Origin of the sequence: Clavibacter michiganensis subsp. insidiosus (genome assembly GCF_002240565.1) — a bacterium.
GTDB classification, from domain to species: domain Bacteria; phylum Actinomycetota; class Actinomycetes; order Actinomycetales; family Microbacteriaceae; genus Clavibacter; species Clavibacter insidiosus.
Genome location: NZ_MZMO01000001.1, coordinates 1,320,832 through 1,334,805 on the forward strand (window position 1 = coordinate 1,320,832; position 13,974 = coordinate 1,334,805).

Sequence of the window (13,974 nt, forward strand, 5' to 3'; positions counted from 1 at the left end):
CCCATGTCTGCACGCAGCATCCAGTGGCAGCTGGCGAAGCGCCCCACCGGCGAGCCCACCCCCGACGACGTCCGCCGCGTCGAGGTCGACCTCCCCGACCTGCAGGACGGCGAGGTCCGCGTCGAGAACGAGTTCATCTCCGTCGACCCCTACATGCGCGGACGCATGAACGACGTCCCGTCCTACGTGCCGCCCTTCCAGCTCGACGAGGCCATGACCGGATCCGCCGTCGGCCGCGTCGTCGAGTCCCGCTCCGACGACCTCGCGGTCGGCACTCTCGTCAGCCACATGCTCGGCTGGCGCGACGTCGCGCAGGGCCAGGCAGGCGCGTTCCGCCCCGTGCCCGAGGTGCCCGGCGTCGCGTCCTCCGCCCACCTCGGCGTGCTGGGCCTCACGGGCCTCACCGCCTACGTCGGCCTCACGCGCATCGCCTCCATCCAGGAGGGCGACGTCGTCTTCGTCTCCGGCGCGGCCGGGGCCGTCGGCTCGATGGTCGGCCAGATCGCCCGCCTCCTCGGCGCCTCGCGCGTCGTCGGCAGCGCGGGATCCGCCGAGAAGGTCGAGCGCCTCACGTCGCACCTCGGCTTCGACGCCGCGTTCGACTACCACGGCGGCGACCTCGACGCGAAGCTCGCGGAGGCGGCGCCCGACGGCATCGACCTCTACTTCGACAACGTCGGCGGCGACCACCTCTCCGCCGCGCTCGGCGCGCTCAAGGACTTCGGCCGCGTCGCCAACTGCGGGTCGATCTCGACCTACAACTCCACCGGCGCGGAGATCGCGATCCGCAACACGGGCCGCATCGTCACGCGCGGCCTCACGCTCCGCGGCTTCACGCTCGGCAACCACCAGGACCTCGCGCCCGAGTTCGCGTCGAAGATGGGCCCGTGGCTCGCCGAGGGCCGGATCACCGCCGACGAGACCGTGATCGACGGCATCGACCGCGCGTTCGAGGCCTTCACCGGCCTCATGCGCGGCGAGAACGTCGGGAAGATGGTCGTGCGGACCAGCGCCTCCGCCTGACCCGCACCTCCCGGGCGTCGTCCTCGGGGAGCGCCGGCGGGGCATCCGCCCGGCGCTCCTCGGAGGTCGTCGCCTCCCGTCCCGACCGCGCCTCGCGCAGGCGCCGCCCCTCGTCCTCGAGGAGCGCCCGGCGCCGCGCGAGGCGGTCGGCGCGGGTCGTGTCCCGCACCGGCAGGCGCAGCGCGTGCTCGGCCGGGATGCCCGCCTGCAGCTGCCTCGCGCGGATGATCTCCACGTCGAGCTCGCCGCCCAGCACGAGCGACAGGTTCCCGATGTAGAGCCACAGCAGCAGCACGATCACCGCGCCGAGCACCCCGTAGGTCGACTCGTAGGTGGCCACGTGCGTCACGTACGCGACGAAGCCGGCGGTGCCGAGGCCCCACGCGACGATCGCCACGAGGCTGCCCCACGTGAGCAGGTCCACGCGGCGGCGGCGGAGGTTGGGCGTCGCGGCGTACAGCACGCCGATGATCCCCGTCAGCAGCACCACGAGCAGCGGCCACTTCACGACGGCCCACACCACGAGCGTCGTGTCGCCGATCCCGAGCTGCCGCCCGAGCGCGCGGGCGCCGTCGTCGGTGAGCAGCAGCATGCCGACCATCACGACGCTGACGACCAGCAGCGCGATCGTCACCCCGAGCATCAGCGCCCGGTACTTCAGGAGCGGCCGGCCCTCCTCGGTCTCCTGCACGCGGTTCATCGCGCGGCCGAAGGCCGTGACGTAGGCCGCCGAGGTCCAGAGCGCGCCGAGGAAGCTCACCGTGAAGGCGATGCCGGACCGCGGGCCGTCGGCGAGCTGCTCGACCGGGTCGCGGATCACGTCGACCGCCGAGTCGCCGAGCACCGCCGTGAGCACGCGGAGCACGCCCTCGACGCCGGCGCGCGTGTCGCCGACGACGCCGATGAGGCTGAGCACCGCGACGGCGGCGGGGACGAGCGAGAGCGTGGAGTAGAAGGTGAGGCTCGCGGCCATGTCGATGCCGCGGTGCTTCATGAAGCCGTAGACCGCGCGGCGGCACGCGTACCACCCGAGCTCGCGGCCGATGCGCTGGCGCCGGTGGAGGGCACGCTCGTCGAGCTCGGCCTGCGGCGCGGCGTCGTCGGGTGCGGCGCGGTGCGGGCGGATGGGCATGCCCGCCAGTCTGACCCACGGCCGGGGCCGTGGCGCTCCCGGCGACCGTGGGCGGCTGGCCGCGCCCGGCCGGGTGCGCTACACAGGGGGGATGGTGCACACATCCTCCGTCGAGATCGAGCGCAAGTACGACGTCCCCGACGGGGTGCCCGTCCCGGGCTTCGTCGGCATCGAGGGGATCGCCGAGGCGCGGCCCGCGGAGCCCGTGACGCTCGTCGCGGTCTACCTCGACACGGCCGACCACGCGCTCGCCGACCGCCGCATGATCCTCCGTCGCCGCGAGGGCGGCCACGACGCGGGCTGGCACGTGAAGCTCCCGGCCGACGGCGGCGAGGGCCGCACCGAGCTCGGCTGGCCGCTCGCGGACGGCGACGACGGCGACGGCGCGATCCCCGGCCCCGTGCTCGACCAGGTCGCCGTCCACGTGCGCGGCCGCGAGCTCACGCCGCTCGCGCGCCTCGAGACCGTGCGCACGACCATCACGCTGCACGACGCCGACGGCCGGGCGGTCGCCGAGTTCGCCGACGACCGCGTCACCGGATCCGACATCCGCGGCGGCACCGTGCGCGCCTGGCACGAGTGGGAGGTCGAGCTGCTGCCCGACGCGCCCGCGAAGCGGAAGCAGCGCACCGCGCTCCTCGACCGGATCGAGCGGCACGTCCTCGACGCCGGCGCCCGCCCGTCCGACAGCGCCTCCAAGCTCGCCCGCGCGCTCGGCGCCGACGCGCTCGGCCGGCAGGCGCCCGCGGGGCCCGCCCTGCCGGATCCCGCCACCCTCACGAAGGAGAGCCCCGCGTCGGACGTCGCCCGCGCGGTCCTCGCCCGCGGCGTCCGCGACCTCGTCGCCGCCGACCCGCACGTCCGCGCCGACGAGCACGACGCCGTGCATCGCATGCGCGTCGCCGTCCGCCGCCTCCGCAGCGCGCTCCGCACCCACCAGGACGTGATCGATCCCGCCGCCACCGCGCCCGTCCGCGCCGAGCTCACGGCGCTCGGGGCCGTGCTCGGCGACGCCCGCGACATGGAGGTGCTGCGCGACCGCGTCGTCTGGTCCGTGGTCGAGCACGACACGGAGACCGTGCCCGACCACGTGGGCGACGCCCTGCACGACGTCCTCGACGAGCGCCACCGCCGCGCCCGCGAGCGGGTGATCCGCGCGCTCTCGTCGGCGCGCTACGTCGCCCTGCTCGACGACCTCGACCGCCTGGTCCAGGATCCGCCCCTCACCCACGACGCGAGTTCCCCGGCGGGCCCGGCCCTGCACGCGGCCCTCCGTCGTGACGCCGAGCGGGTCGGCCGCCGCGCCGCGGTCGCGCAGGAGGCGGTCGGCGAGGCCGCGCGCACCGAGGCGCTGCACGAGGTCCGCAAGGCCGCCAAGCGCCTCCGCTACGCCGCGGAGGAGGTCAGCGGACGCACCGTCACGGTGCTCGGGCGGAAGACGATCCGGCTCGCGACCGCGGCCGAGGAGGTGCACGACGAGCTCGGCGAGCACCGCGATGGCCTCGCCATGCAGCGCATCCTCCGCGAGGAGGCCAAGCGCCTCGCGGCCCGCGGCGAGGACGCCTTCGCGCTCGGCGTGCTGCACGAGGCCGAGCGGCTGCGCACCGAGTCCGCCCTCTGGCGGGCCGAGCGGGCGATCGAGCGCCTGCTCGCGACCGCCGTCCCGGGAGCGTGAGGGCGGACCGTAAACTCGATCGGGTGACTCCCGACGCCGAGCAGCCCACCCCGGCGTACGACCCGTCGGAGCTCGACGTCCAGGTCACGGGCGGCACTGTCCGCGGCGTGCGCGAGCGGGGCGTCGAGGCCTGGCGCGGCATCCCCTTCGCGGCCCCGCCCCGCGGCGACCTCCGGTTCCGGGCGCCGCAGCCCGTCGTCGGCTGGGAGGGCGCCAGGTTCGCGCAGCACTTCGGCAAGGTCGCGCCCCAGGTCAGCGCGGGCGCGTTCATGGGCGCGCCGCAGGGCACGCCGATGGGGGAGGACTGCCTCACCGTCAACGTCGTCGCCCCGTCCGGCCTGAGCCCCGACGCCGCGCGCGTGAACCGCGAGTCGCAGCTGCGGCCCGTCATGGTCTTCATCCACGGCGGCGCCTACGTCGTCGGATCCTCGCGGGAGAACCCCGTGCAGGGCGAGGGCCTCGTGCGCCAGGGCGGCATCGTCTACGTCAGCTTCAACTACCGGCTCGGCGCCCTCGGCTACCTCGACTTCAGCCGCTACTCGACCCCCGAGCGCCCCATCGAGTCGAACCTGGGCCTCCGCGACCAGGTGCAGGCGCTCCAGTGGGTGCGCGACAACATCCGCGCGTTCGGCGGGGATCCCGACAACGTCACGGTCTTCGGCGAGTCCGCGGGTGGCAACGCCGTCACGACCCTCATGGCGGTGCCGGCCGCGCACGGCCTCTTCGCCCGGGCCATCGCGCAGAGCTCGCCCACGAACGCCGTCTACCCGGCGGAGCAGACCGCGCGCTGGGCCGAGCAGTTCGTGGGCCTCCTCGCGGACCGGGCGGGCCGCGCGCCCGACGACGCCGAGGCCGTGCGCCTCCTCACCTCCGCGAGCTCGTCCACCCTGGCGGCGGCCGCCAACGAGCTCATGGTGCGGACGCCCGACCAGGAGCCCGGCACCATCACGTTCAGCCCCGTCATCGACGGCGACGTGCTGCCGGAGCGCCCGCTCGACGCGTTCAAGCACGGGCGCGCGGCCCGGGTGCCGCTCATCATCGGCACGAACGAGCGCGAGGGATCCCTGTTCACCGGCCGCCTCGACATCCTCGCGACCACGCCGCCGCGCATCGAGGCCGTGTTCGCGAAGACCGACGAGGCGCACCGCGCGGAGCTGGCCGCGCTCTACCCGGGCATCCCGAAGCGCCGGGCCGCGCTCGACTTCGGCGGCGACTACGCCTTCTGGTTCCCGTCGATCAAGGTGGCCGAGCGCCACGCCCGCTACGCCCCCGTGCACTTCTACCGCTTCGACGTCGCGCCGCGCCTCGTGCGCCTGATGGGGCTCGACGCCACGCACGGCCTCGAGCTCTTCGCGCTGTTCGACCGCATGGACTCGATGCTCGGCCGCGGCATGACCCTCCTCGGCGGCCGGCGCGCGTTCGTCGCGGCGGGCGAGCGGATGCGCATCGCGTGGCTCCGCTTCGCGCAGGACGGCACCGTCGACGAGTCCTGGCCGCCCTACGTGGGCGGCGACGACGAGGCCCCGGGCACGCAGGCGCCGTCGGCCGCGGCATCGGGGGAGCGCGCGACCCTCGTGTTCGACGTCGTCGACCGCGTCGAGCACGACCCCCACGCCGATCGCCGCGTCGCGTGGCGGGACTTCGTCCCGCACATCTGAGCCCGCGGATCCGGCGCGAGATGTTCATCCGACCGTCATCCGCCGGACGCCCGTACCGGCTGCCCATGTGCAGGCCGTTAGGATCGACGACTGTGACATCCGCGCTAGGGATCCGGTAGTGGATCTCACCCTCATCGTCGTCCTGGTCATCGCCCTGGCGCTGTTCTTCGACTTCACCAACGGCTTCCACGACACGGCGAACGCGATGGCCACCCCCATCGCGACGGGTGCGCTGAAGCCGCGGGTGGCCGTCGCCATCGCCGCGGTCCTCAACCTCGTGGGCGCGTTCCTCAGCACCGAGGTCGCGAAGACCGTCTCCGGCGGCATCATCCGCGAGGGTGACGGCGGCGTGCAGATCACCCCGACGATGATCTTCGCGGGGCTGATGGGCGCCATCGTCTGGAACCTCGTCACCTGGCTCCGCGGTCTCCCCTCGAGCTCCAGCCACGCGCTGTTCGGCGGCCTCATCGGCGCGGCCGTCGTGGGCGCGGGCCTCGGCTCGGTCGACTTCGGCGTCGTGCTGTCGAAGGTGATCCTCCCGGCGCTGCTCGCCCCCGCGATCGCCGGCCTCATCGCGTACACGACCACCAAGCTCGCCTACTCGATCACGCGCCGCTCGAGCGGCCCGAACGAGCGCGGCGGCTTCCGCTACGGCCAGATCTTCACGTCGTCGCTCGTCGCGCTCGCGCACGGCACCAACGACGCGCAGAAGACTCACCCTCACGCTCATCGCGGGCGGCTTCCAGGCGGCGGGCTCCGGGCCCGAGTTCTGGGTCATCGCGGTGTGCGCCGTCGCCATCGCGCTCGGCACCTACATGGGCGGCTGGCGCATCATCCGCACGATGGGATCGGGCCTCACCGAGGTCAAGCCCGCGCAGGGGTTCAGCGCCGAGGCCTCCACCGCGGCCACGATCCTCGCGTCCAGCCACCTCGGCTTCGCGCTCTCGACCACGCAGGTCGCCTCCGGATCCGTCATCGGCTCGGGCCTCGGCCGCCGCGGCGCGTCCGTGCGCTGGAACACGGTCGGCAAGATCGCCCTCGGCTGGCTGCTCACGCTGCCGTCGGCCGCCATCGTGGGCGCGCTCGCCGCGCTCATAGCGAGCACCGGCACGGTCGGCTTCGTCATCGACGCGGTCGTCGGCGTCGCCGTCATCGTCTGGATCTTCTGGCGCTCGCGCCGGAACGCGGTCGACGCCCGCAACGCCATCGTCGAGGTCGACGCCGCCGGATTCGCGGTGCGCGGACGCAAGGCCACCAAGGCCGCCCGGAAGGCCAGGGAGGCCGCATGATCGACTGGAGCGCGTTCCTCGTCGTCGCCGTGGCGGCCCTCGTGAGCGCCGTCGCGGTGGTGTGCCTGTTCTCCCTCGGCGTGCGGCTGCTGGCCGTGGGCACCGAGTACGACGACGAGGGCGACAAGGTCTCGGTCACGGGCATCCGCCCGCAGGCCGCGACCGTGGGCGGCTACGTCTGCTTCGCCCTCAGCGGCCTCGCTGTGCTCTACGGCGTCTACCTCATCGTCCCGGCCCTGCACTCCTGACCCGCGGGCGCCGCGGTCCGGGCTGGTCCCGGTCGCGCCCCCGCCCCTAGGCTCGATCCCGTCCCGACAAGGTCGTCGGCTCCTCCCCTCCCGTCGTCCGACCCGACCCCTCGCGGAAGAAGCCCATGACCGAAGCGCGCACGTCGTCCCCCGCCCCCGAGACCCGCGGAGGACGCGGCGCGCTCGACCGGTTCTTCGAGATCACGAAGCGCGGATCCACGTACGCGCGCGAGATCCGCGGCGGCGTCCTCACCTTCGTGACGATGGCGTACATCGTCGTGCTCAACCCGCTGATCCTCGGCGGCTTCAGCGCCGACGCCGCCACGCTCGACGTGGAGGGCAACTGGCTGCGGGCCACGCAGGTGGGCGCCGCGACGGCCCTCACCGCGGGCGTCATGACGATCCTGTTCGGCCTCGTCGCGCGCCTCCCGTTCGCGTTCGCGGCGGGCCTCGGCATCAACTCGTTCCTCGCCGTGAGCGTGGTCGGCGAGGTCACCTGGCCCGAGGCGATGGGCCTCGTCGTCATCAACGGCCTCGTGATCGTGCTGCTCGCCACCACCGGACTGCGCACCCTGATCTTCCGGGCCGTCCCCCGCGAGCTCAAGACCGCCATCACGGTCGGCATCGGCCTCTTCATCGCGTTCATCGGCTTCGTCGACTCCGGCTTCGTGCGCGGCACGGGCGTCCCCGCGTCCCCGCTCGCGCTCGGGATCGACGGGTCCATCGCGTCGCTGCCGACCGTGGTCTTCGTCCTCGGCCTCGTGATCATGGGCGTGCTCATGGCCCGCCGCGTGCCCGGCGCGCTCCTCATCGGCATCGTCGCGACCACGCTCATCGCCATCGTCGTGGAGCAGGTCTTCCACATCGGCCCGTCGAACACCTCGGGCGCGACCGGCTGGAACCTCAACGCGCCCGTGCTGCCCGGCACCCCGGTCGCGCTGCCCGACCTCGGCCTCGTCGGCGCCTTCGACTTCGGCGCGTTCGGCCGCATCGGGATCATCTCGAGCCTGATGCTCGTCTTCACGCTGGTCTTCACGAACTTCTTCGACGCCATGGGCACCATGACGGGCCTCGCCAAGGCCGCCGACCTGTCGGGCGAGCGCGGCGACTTCCCCCGCCTCAAGGGCGCGCTGGTCGTCGAGGGCTTCGGCGCCGTCGCGGGCGGGGCCACCTCGAGCTCGTCGAACACGGTCTTCATCGAGTCGGCGTCCGGCATCGGCGAGGGCGCCCGCACGGGCCTCGCGTCGATGGTCACGGGCGTGCTGTTCCTCCTCGCGATGTTCTTCACGCCGCTCACGCAGGTCGTGCCGCTCGAGGTCGCGGCCGCCGCGCTGGTGATCGTCGGCACGCTCATGGCGTCGCAGATCCGCGACATCGTGTGGACGGACTTCTCGGTCGCGCTGCCCGTGTTCCTCACGGTGCTCGTCATGCCGCTCACCTACTCGATCGCCAACGGCATCGGCGTCGGCTTCCTCTCGTGGGTGCTCGTGCGCTCGTTCTCGGGTCGCGTGCGCGAGGTGTCGCCGCTGCTCTGGGTCGTCTCCGCCGGGTTCCTGATCTTCTTCGCGCGCGGGCCGATCGAGCAGCTGCTGGGCGTCTGATCCGCGGGCGTCGCGCGGCCCTCGGCGGCCGCGCGACGCCCAGCCGTGCGTAAGGTGGGACGGGACCCCCATTCGACGACGCACGGGAGCCCGCTCATGACCGACCTCGACACGCGCGGCGGCGTCCGCGAACCCCAGGAGTCCGCGAAGCGCTGGCGCATCGTCGGGCCCGGCCTCGTGGTCGCGGCGACCGGCATCGGCGCGGGCGACCTCGTCGCGACGCTCGTGGCCGGATCCCGCTTCGGCTACGCCCTGCTCTGGGCCGCGGTCCTCGGCGTGATCATCAAGATCTTCCTGGTCGAGGGTGCCGGCCGGTACTCGCTCGCGACGGGGAAGACCATCTTCGAGGGCTGGCGCACCGTCGGCCGGTGGACCACGTGGTACTTCGGCCCGTACATCCTCATCTGGGGCCTCGTCTACGGCGCCGCCGCGATGAGCTCCTCGGCCCTCCCGCTCGCGGCGCTCTTCCCGGGCGTGGACCTCAAGGTCTTCGCCATCGCGTGCGGCCTCGTGGGCGCCGTCGTGGTCTGGTTCGGCCGCTACTCCGCGTTCGAGAAGATCATCGCGGTCTTCGTCGGGCTCATATTCGTGACCGTCGTGGGCGCCGCCGTCGTCACCGTGCCGAACGTGCCGGCGCTCCTCACGGGCCTCGTGCCGACGATCCCCGAGGGTGGCCTCGTCGTCGCGCTCAGCATTGCGGGCGGCGTCGGCGGCACCATCACGCTCGCGGCCTACGGCTACTGGCTGCGCGAGAAGGGCTGGGTGGCGCCCGGGTGGATGAAGGTCATGCGCATCGACAACTCCGTCGCCTACGTGATGAGCGGCGTCTTCGTGCTCTCGATGCTCGTGGTCGGCGCCGAGCTCCTGTACTCCGCCGACATCGCGCTGGCCGACGGCGAGGGCGGCCTCGTCCAGCTCGCCGACGTGCTGGGGGAGCGGTACGGCGCCTTCATGACGTGGTTCTTCCTGCTCGGCTTCTTCGCGACGTCGTTCTCGTCGATCCTCGGGGTGTGGAACGGCGTCTCGCTCATGTTCGCCGACTTCCTCGGCACCGTCCGCGGCCTCGACGTCGAGGACCCGCGCCGTCGCCTCGGCGGCAGCTACTACCGCGCGTTCATCGTCTGGCTGACGATCCCGCCCATCGGTCTGCTGTTCCTCGACCAGCCGATCGGACTGATCATCGCGTACGGCGTGCTGGGCGCGCTGTTCATGCCGTTCCTCGCGATCACCCTGCTCGTGCTCCTCAACACCGACCGCACGCCGCGCGCGTGGCGCAACCGGCCGCTCAGCAACACGGTGATGGGCCTCTCGGCGCTGCTGTTCGTGGTGCTCGGCGTGCAGCAGCTCGTGACGGAGGTCGGGAAGCTGCTGTAGCCGTCGGGCGTGCACGACCGGCGCGCTCAATCGGCGGACGCGGCCTCGCGGACGGCGGGGGAGCCCTCGGCGTCGGGCGCGTCGGGCTCGGCGGGCGTCGGGGTCCGGAACACCACCAGCCGGTAGAGCGTGAAGTTCCATACGAGGCCGATGAGCACCGCCGTGGCCTTCGCGATGTTGATCTCGAGGAACTCCTGCTCCGCGCTCGTGCCGAACATTAGCAGCGAGCGGCCGAAGGTCGTGTCGAAGCCGCGCTCGAAGAGCCAGATGACGCCGCTCTGCAGCAGCAGCGAGCTGAAGCCCGTGACCGCGAAGAACTTGAGGAACCGGCCCACCGTCACGGGCTCGCCGTGCCGGAACACGAAGAAGTGGTTGAGGAAGTACGAGATGGTGATGCCGACCGTGACCGAGATCAGGTTCGCGGCGAGCACGGGCATGTGCGCCGCGAGGATCAGCGCGTTGAGCAGCACGAAGTCGAGGCCCGTGTTGAGGAGGCCGGCGATGAGGAAGCGGACGCGGCGGTCGGCGAGGAGCTTCGTCACGCTGGTCCTCCCGGGCGGTCGCCGGTCGGTTCGGCGGATGCGCTCGGCGTCTGGGCGCCGGGCCACCCGAAGTGTAACAAGGAGATAACGGGCGACGGCCGTCCCGCGCGGTCGGATCGGCGGTCGCTGGCTAGACTCGACGAGGCCCGGATCCGGGTCGATCCCCGACGCGGAGACGGAACCACCAGCTTGAGCAGTCTCACGATCGTGATCCCCACCTACGAGGAGGCGCGCAACGTCGGGGATCTGCTGCCCCGCCTCGCGGCCATGGCGGCCGAGAACCCCGACTTCCGGATCACCGCGATGATCGTCGACGACTCCTCCCCGGACGGCACCGCCGACCTCGCCCGGTCGCTCGCGCCGAGCGTCGAGACCGACGCGTTCCGCGTCCGCGTCGAGACGCGCGCGGAGAAGGCCGGCCTCGGCGCCGCGTACATCTGGGCCTTCGAGAAGCTGCTCGGGTCCGACGAGCCGCCCACGCACATCCTGCAGATGGACGCCGACCTCTCGCACGACCCCTCCTACATCACGGAGATGCTGCGCCGGGTGCGCGGCGGGGCCGACCTCGTGGTCGCCTCGCGCTACATCCGCGGTGGGGCCACGCCCGACTGGAACCTCAAGCGCCGGTTCCTCAGCGTCGGCGGCAACCTCTACACGCGCCTGTTCCTCGGGTCGCGGATCACCGACTACACGGGCGGCTTCAACCTCTACGAGACCGGGCTGCTGCGGCGGATCACGCCGTCCACCATCACGACGACGGGCTACGGGTTCCAGATCGAGATGAAGCAGCGCGCGCTGAAGCAGGCGAGGCGGCCCACTGAGGTGGCGATCGTGTTCATGGACCGCACCGAGGGCGAGTCGAAGATCCCGAGCGACACGCTCGTGAAGAACCTGCTCCTCGTGCTGCAGCTGCGCTTCGGCCTGCGCCGGGGCTGACGCGTCCGGTCGCTCTCAGGCCTCGGGCGCGGACAGCGGATCACCGGGCGCGCGCTGGTGCGGCCGGGCCGGCGCGATGATCGTGCCGCGGCGCCCGCGCTCGTCGACCACCGGATCCGTCGCGCCCAGCACCTGCGAGCGTGCCCGCCCGTGCCGTGCCCAGTACGCCGCGGTCCACGCGCAGAGCAGGCCGTCGAGCAGGTCCTCGAGGTGCTTGTGCTGCCGCTCCACCATCGCGGGGCCGTCGGCGACGAGCGCGGCCGCGCGCGGGTGCGTCGTGACGTCGAGCGGCGGATCCGCGCGCGCCAGCCCCGCGACCGCCGCGAGCACCATGCGGAACTCGGCCGCGCGATGCGGCCGGCGGTCCGCCGTCGCGAGCAGGGGGGCGAGGCGCTTGTACCGCGGCTTCATGGCGGCGAACCCGAGCTCGGGCGCGCCGACGAGCGTCGTGTACGGGTAGCACTCGAGCATGGTGCGGGCGTCCGGGCCGCGGTCGGCGTCGGATCCGTCGTCGTACTCCCAGCCCGCCTCCTCGAGCCGCCGCCGCAGCGCGACGGCGCCCTGCGCGGGCAGGCCCCGGTTCGACGGGTAGGCGGAGATCCCGAGGCGCCCGTAGCGGGACGCGACCTCCTTCTCGGCGAGGCGGCTGCCCGTGGCGTTGGCGACGACGAGCGGTCCGTCGACCGCGGCGACCGCGCCGGGGCCCTGCCAGCGGTCCACCCAGGCGACCACCTCGTCGATCCCGCGGGCCGTCTCCAGCGCGAGCACGCGGCCCGACGCGTCGATGCACGCGAGCCCCGTCTCGCGCGCCGGACGGGCCGCCGTGCCCTCCGCCCAGGCGAGGTCGATCCCGAGGAAGCGGCGCATCCGACGAGCCTATCCGCGGGCCCGGGCGGCCTCGGCGGGGCGCGGGGCCGCTAGTAGGGTCGAGGGAACCTCATGCCACGAGCGACGAGACGACGGAGCCTCCACATGACCCCTGCCAGCCCGAACGACGACCGCATCCCGACCCCGGACGGCCACCCCGTCCGGACCGAGATCGACAGCCTGGGGAGCCTGGACGTCCCCGCCGACGCGTACTGGGGGATCCACACGGCGCGCGCGCTCGAGAACTTCCCCATCAGCCTCCGGCCGTTGAGCGTCTACCCGGAGTTCGTGATCGCGCTCGCGCAGGTGAAGCAGGCGGCGGCCCGCGCCAACGTGCAGATCGGCGTGCTCGACGCCCGGAAGGCCAAGCAGATCGACGAGGTCTGCTCGGAGATCATCGGCGGGGAGCTGCACGACCAGTTCGTGGTCGGCGTGATCCAGGGTGGCGCCGGCACCAGCACCAACATGAACACCAACGAGGTCATCGCGAACCGCGCGCTCGAGAAGGCCGGCCACGCGCTGGGCGACTACCAGCACATGCACCCGCTCGACGACGTGAACCGCAGCCAGTCCACGAACGACACGTACCCGACCGCGCTCAAGGTGGCGCTCATCCACTCGCTGCTGCAGACGCTCGACGAGCTCGACCTGCTGCGCCGGTCGTTCCTCGCGAAGGGCGCGCAGTTCTCGCAGGTGCTCAAGGTCGGGCGCACGCAGCTGCAGGACGCCGTGCCGATGACGCTCGGCCAGGAGTTCCACGGCTTCGCGACGACGCTCGGCGAGGACCACGCGCGGCTCGGCGAGCTCGTCCCGCTGCTGTCGGAGATCCACCTCGGCGCGACGGCGATCGGCACGGGCATCACGGCGGATCCGAACTACGCGGCCGCCGTGCGCGGGCACCTCAGCGCCATCACGGGCTACACGCTCGTGACCGCGAGCGACCTCATCGAGGCGACGAGCGACGCGGGCGTCTTCATGACGCTCTCCTCGACGCTCAAGCGCGGCGCCATCAAGCTCTCGAAGATCTGCAACGACCTGCGGCTGCTGTCGTCGGGGCCGCAGGCGGGGCTCGGGGAGATCAACCTGCCGCCGCCAGGCGGGGTCGAGCATCATGCCGGGCAAGGTGAACCCGGTGATCCCCGAGGTCGTCAACCAGGTCGCGTTCTCCATCGCGGGCGCCGACGTGACGGTGACCATGGCGGCCGAGGGCGGGCAGCTGCAGCTCAACGCGTTCGAGCCGGTCATCGCGCACTCGCTGCTGCAGTCGCTGAGCTGGCTGCGGAACGCGGCGAAGACGCTGCGCGTGAACTGCATCGACGGCATCACCGCCAACACCGAGCGGCTCGCGGCGCAGGTGGAGTCGTCGGTCGGCGTCGTCACGGCGCTCACGCCCTACATCGGCTACGCCGCGTCCTCCAGCCTCGCGAAGACGGCGCTGATGACGAGCGCGTCGATCCCGGACCTCGTCGTGGAGGCGGGGCTCATGACGCGGACGCAGGTGCAGAAGATCCTCGCGCCCGACCGGCTCTCGGGGCTCGAGCCTGTGACGGCGGCCATGTCGGTGATCACGCCCGAGATGCTCGCGGCGCACGCGGCCGAGGAGGGCGGCGCCGTCAACTGACGCCCGCC

At 72.8% G+C, this 13,974-nt stretch carries 10 protein-coding genes and 2 pseudogenes; 9 read left to right on the forward strand and 3 right to left on the reverse strand.

Annotated features, from left to right (window positions below; genetic code table 11):
- Positions 1-3: 3 nt before the first annotated feature.
- Positions 4-1,023 carry an NADP-dependent oxidoreductase gene (locus B5P21_RS06515; RefSeq protein WP_094170944.1) on the forward strand — a complete coding sequence of 340 codons (1,020 nt, stop codon included), beginning with the start codon at positions 4-6 and terminating at the stop codon, positions 1,021-1,023.
- On the opposite strand, the gene B5P21_RS06520 is transcribed toward B5P21_RS06515, so the two are convergent.
- Positions 968-2,155, reverse strand: coding sequence for a YihY/virulence factor BrkB family protein (locus B5P21_RS06520; RefSeq protein ID WP_094170945.1), 1,188 nt, complete (start codon positions 2,153-2,155; stop codon positions 968-970). The genes B5P21_RS06515 and B5P21_RS06520 overlap by 56 nt on opposite strands.
- Before the next feature lie 91 nt (positions 2,156-2,246).
- Between B5P21_RS06520 and B5P21_RS06525 the strand changes: the two genes are divergently transcribed.
- The 6 genes and pseudogenes from B5P21_RS06525 to B5P21_RS06550 all read left to right on the forward strand — a co-directional run bounded on the left by B5P21_RS06525 (position 2,247) and on the right by B5P21_RS06550 (position 10,000).
- The gene (locus B5P21_RS06525) at positions 2,247-3,830 is read left to right on the forward strand and encodes a CYTH and CHAD domain-containing protein (protein ID WP_094170946.1); all 1,584 of its coding nucleotides are present in this window, start codon (positions 2,247-2,249) and stop codon (positions 3,828-3,830) included.
- A gap of 23 nt (positions 3,831-3,853) precedes the next feature.
- The gene (locus B5P21_RS06530) at positions 3,854-5,488 is read left to right on the forward strand and encodes a carboxylesterase/lipase family protein (RefSeq protein WP_236688675.1); all 1,635 of its coding nucleotides are present in this window, start codon (positions 3,854-3,856) and stop codon (positions 5,486-5,488) included.
- Positions 5,489-5,606: 118 nt separating this feature from the next.
- Positions 5,607-6,777: pseudogene (locus tag B5P21_RS06535) on the forward strand (inorganic phosphate transporter).
- Positions 6,774-7,025, forward strand: a complete 252-nt coding sequence (locus B5P21_RS06540) for a hypothetical protein (RefSeq protein ID WP_045528549.1) — start codon at positions 6,774-6,776, stop codon at positions 7,023-7,025. Before B5P21_RS06535 ends, B5P21_RS06540 begins: the two are co-directional and overlap by 4 nt.
- Positions 7,026-7,150: 125 nt before the next feature.
- Positions 7,151-8,626 carry an NCS2 family permease gene (locus tag B5P21_RS06545; RefSeq protein ID WP_045528548.1) on the forward strand — a complete coding sequence of 492 codons (1,476 nt, stop codon included), beginning with the start codon at positions 7,151-7,153 and terminating at the stop codon, positions 8,624-8,626.
- Between the two features lie 96 nt (positions 8,627-8,722).
- On the forward strand, positions 8,723-10,000 hold the full coding sequence (locus tag B5P21_RS06550) for an Nramp family divalent metal transporter (RefSeq protein ID WP_094170947.1): 1,278 nt from the start codon (positions 8,723-8,725) through the stop codon (positions 9,998-10,000).
- Positions 10,001-10,026: 26 nt separating this feature from the next.
- Here the strand turns inward: B5P21_RS06550 and B5P21_RS06555 are convergent, their stop codons facing one another.
- Complete coding sequence (locus B5P21_RS06555) at positions 10,027-10,542, reverse strand: GtrA family protein (protein WP_045528545.1); 516 nt, start codon at positions 10,540-10,542, stop codon at positions 10,027-10,029.
- Positions 10,543-10,731: 189 nt separating this feature from the next.
- Between B5P21_RS06555 and B5P21_RS06560 the strand changes: the two genes are divergently transcribed.
- Positions 10,732-11,478: a polyprenol monophosphomannose synthase gene (locus B5P21_RS06560; RefSeq protein ID WP_045528543.1), complete on the forward strand. Its 747-nt coding sequence runs from the start codon at positions 10,732-10,734 to the stop codon at positions 11,476-11,478.
- A gap of 15 nt (positions 11,479-11,493) precedes the next feature.
- Here the strand turns inward: B5P21_RS06560 and B5P21_RS06565 are convergent, their stop codons facing one another.
- Positions 11,494-12,345: a DUF429 domain-containing protein gene (locus tag B5P21_RS06565; protein ID WP_094170948.1), complete on the reverse strand. Its 852-nt coding sequence runs from the start codon at positions 12,343-12,345 to the stop codon at positions 11,494-11,496.
- 105 nt (positions 12,346-12,450) lie between these two features.
- On the opposite strand from B5P21_RS06565, the pseudogene B5P21_RS06570 reads away from it, so the two are divergent.
- A pseudogene (locus B5P21_RS06570) lies at positions 12,451-13,966 on the forward strand (aspartate ammonia-lyase).
- The last annotated feature ends 8 nt before the right edge of the window (positions 13,967-13,974 follow it).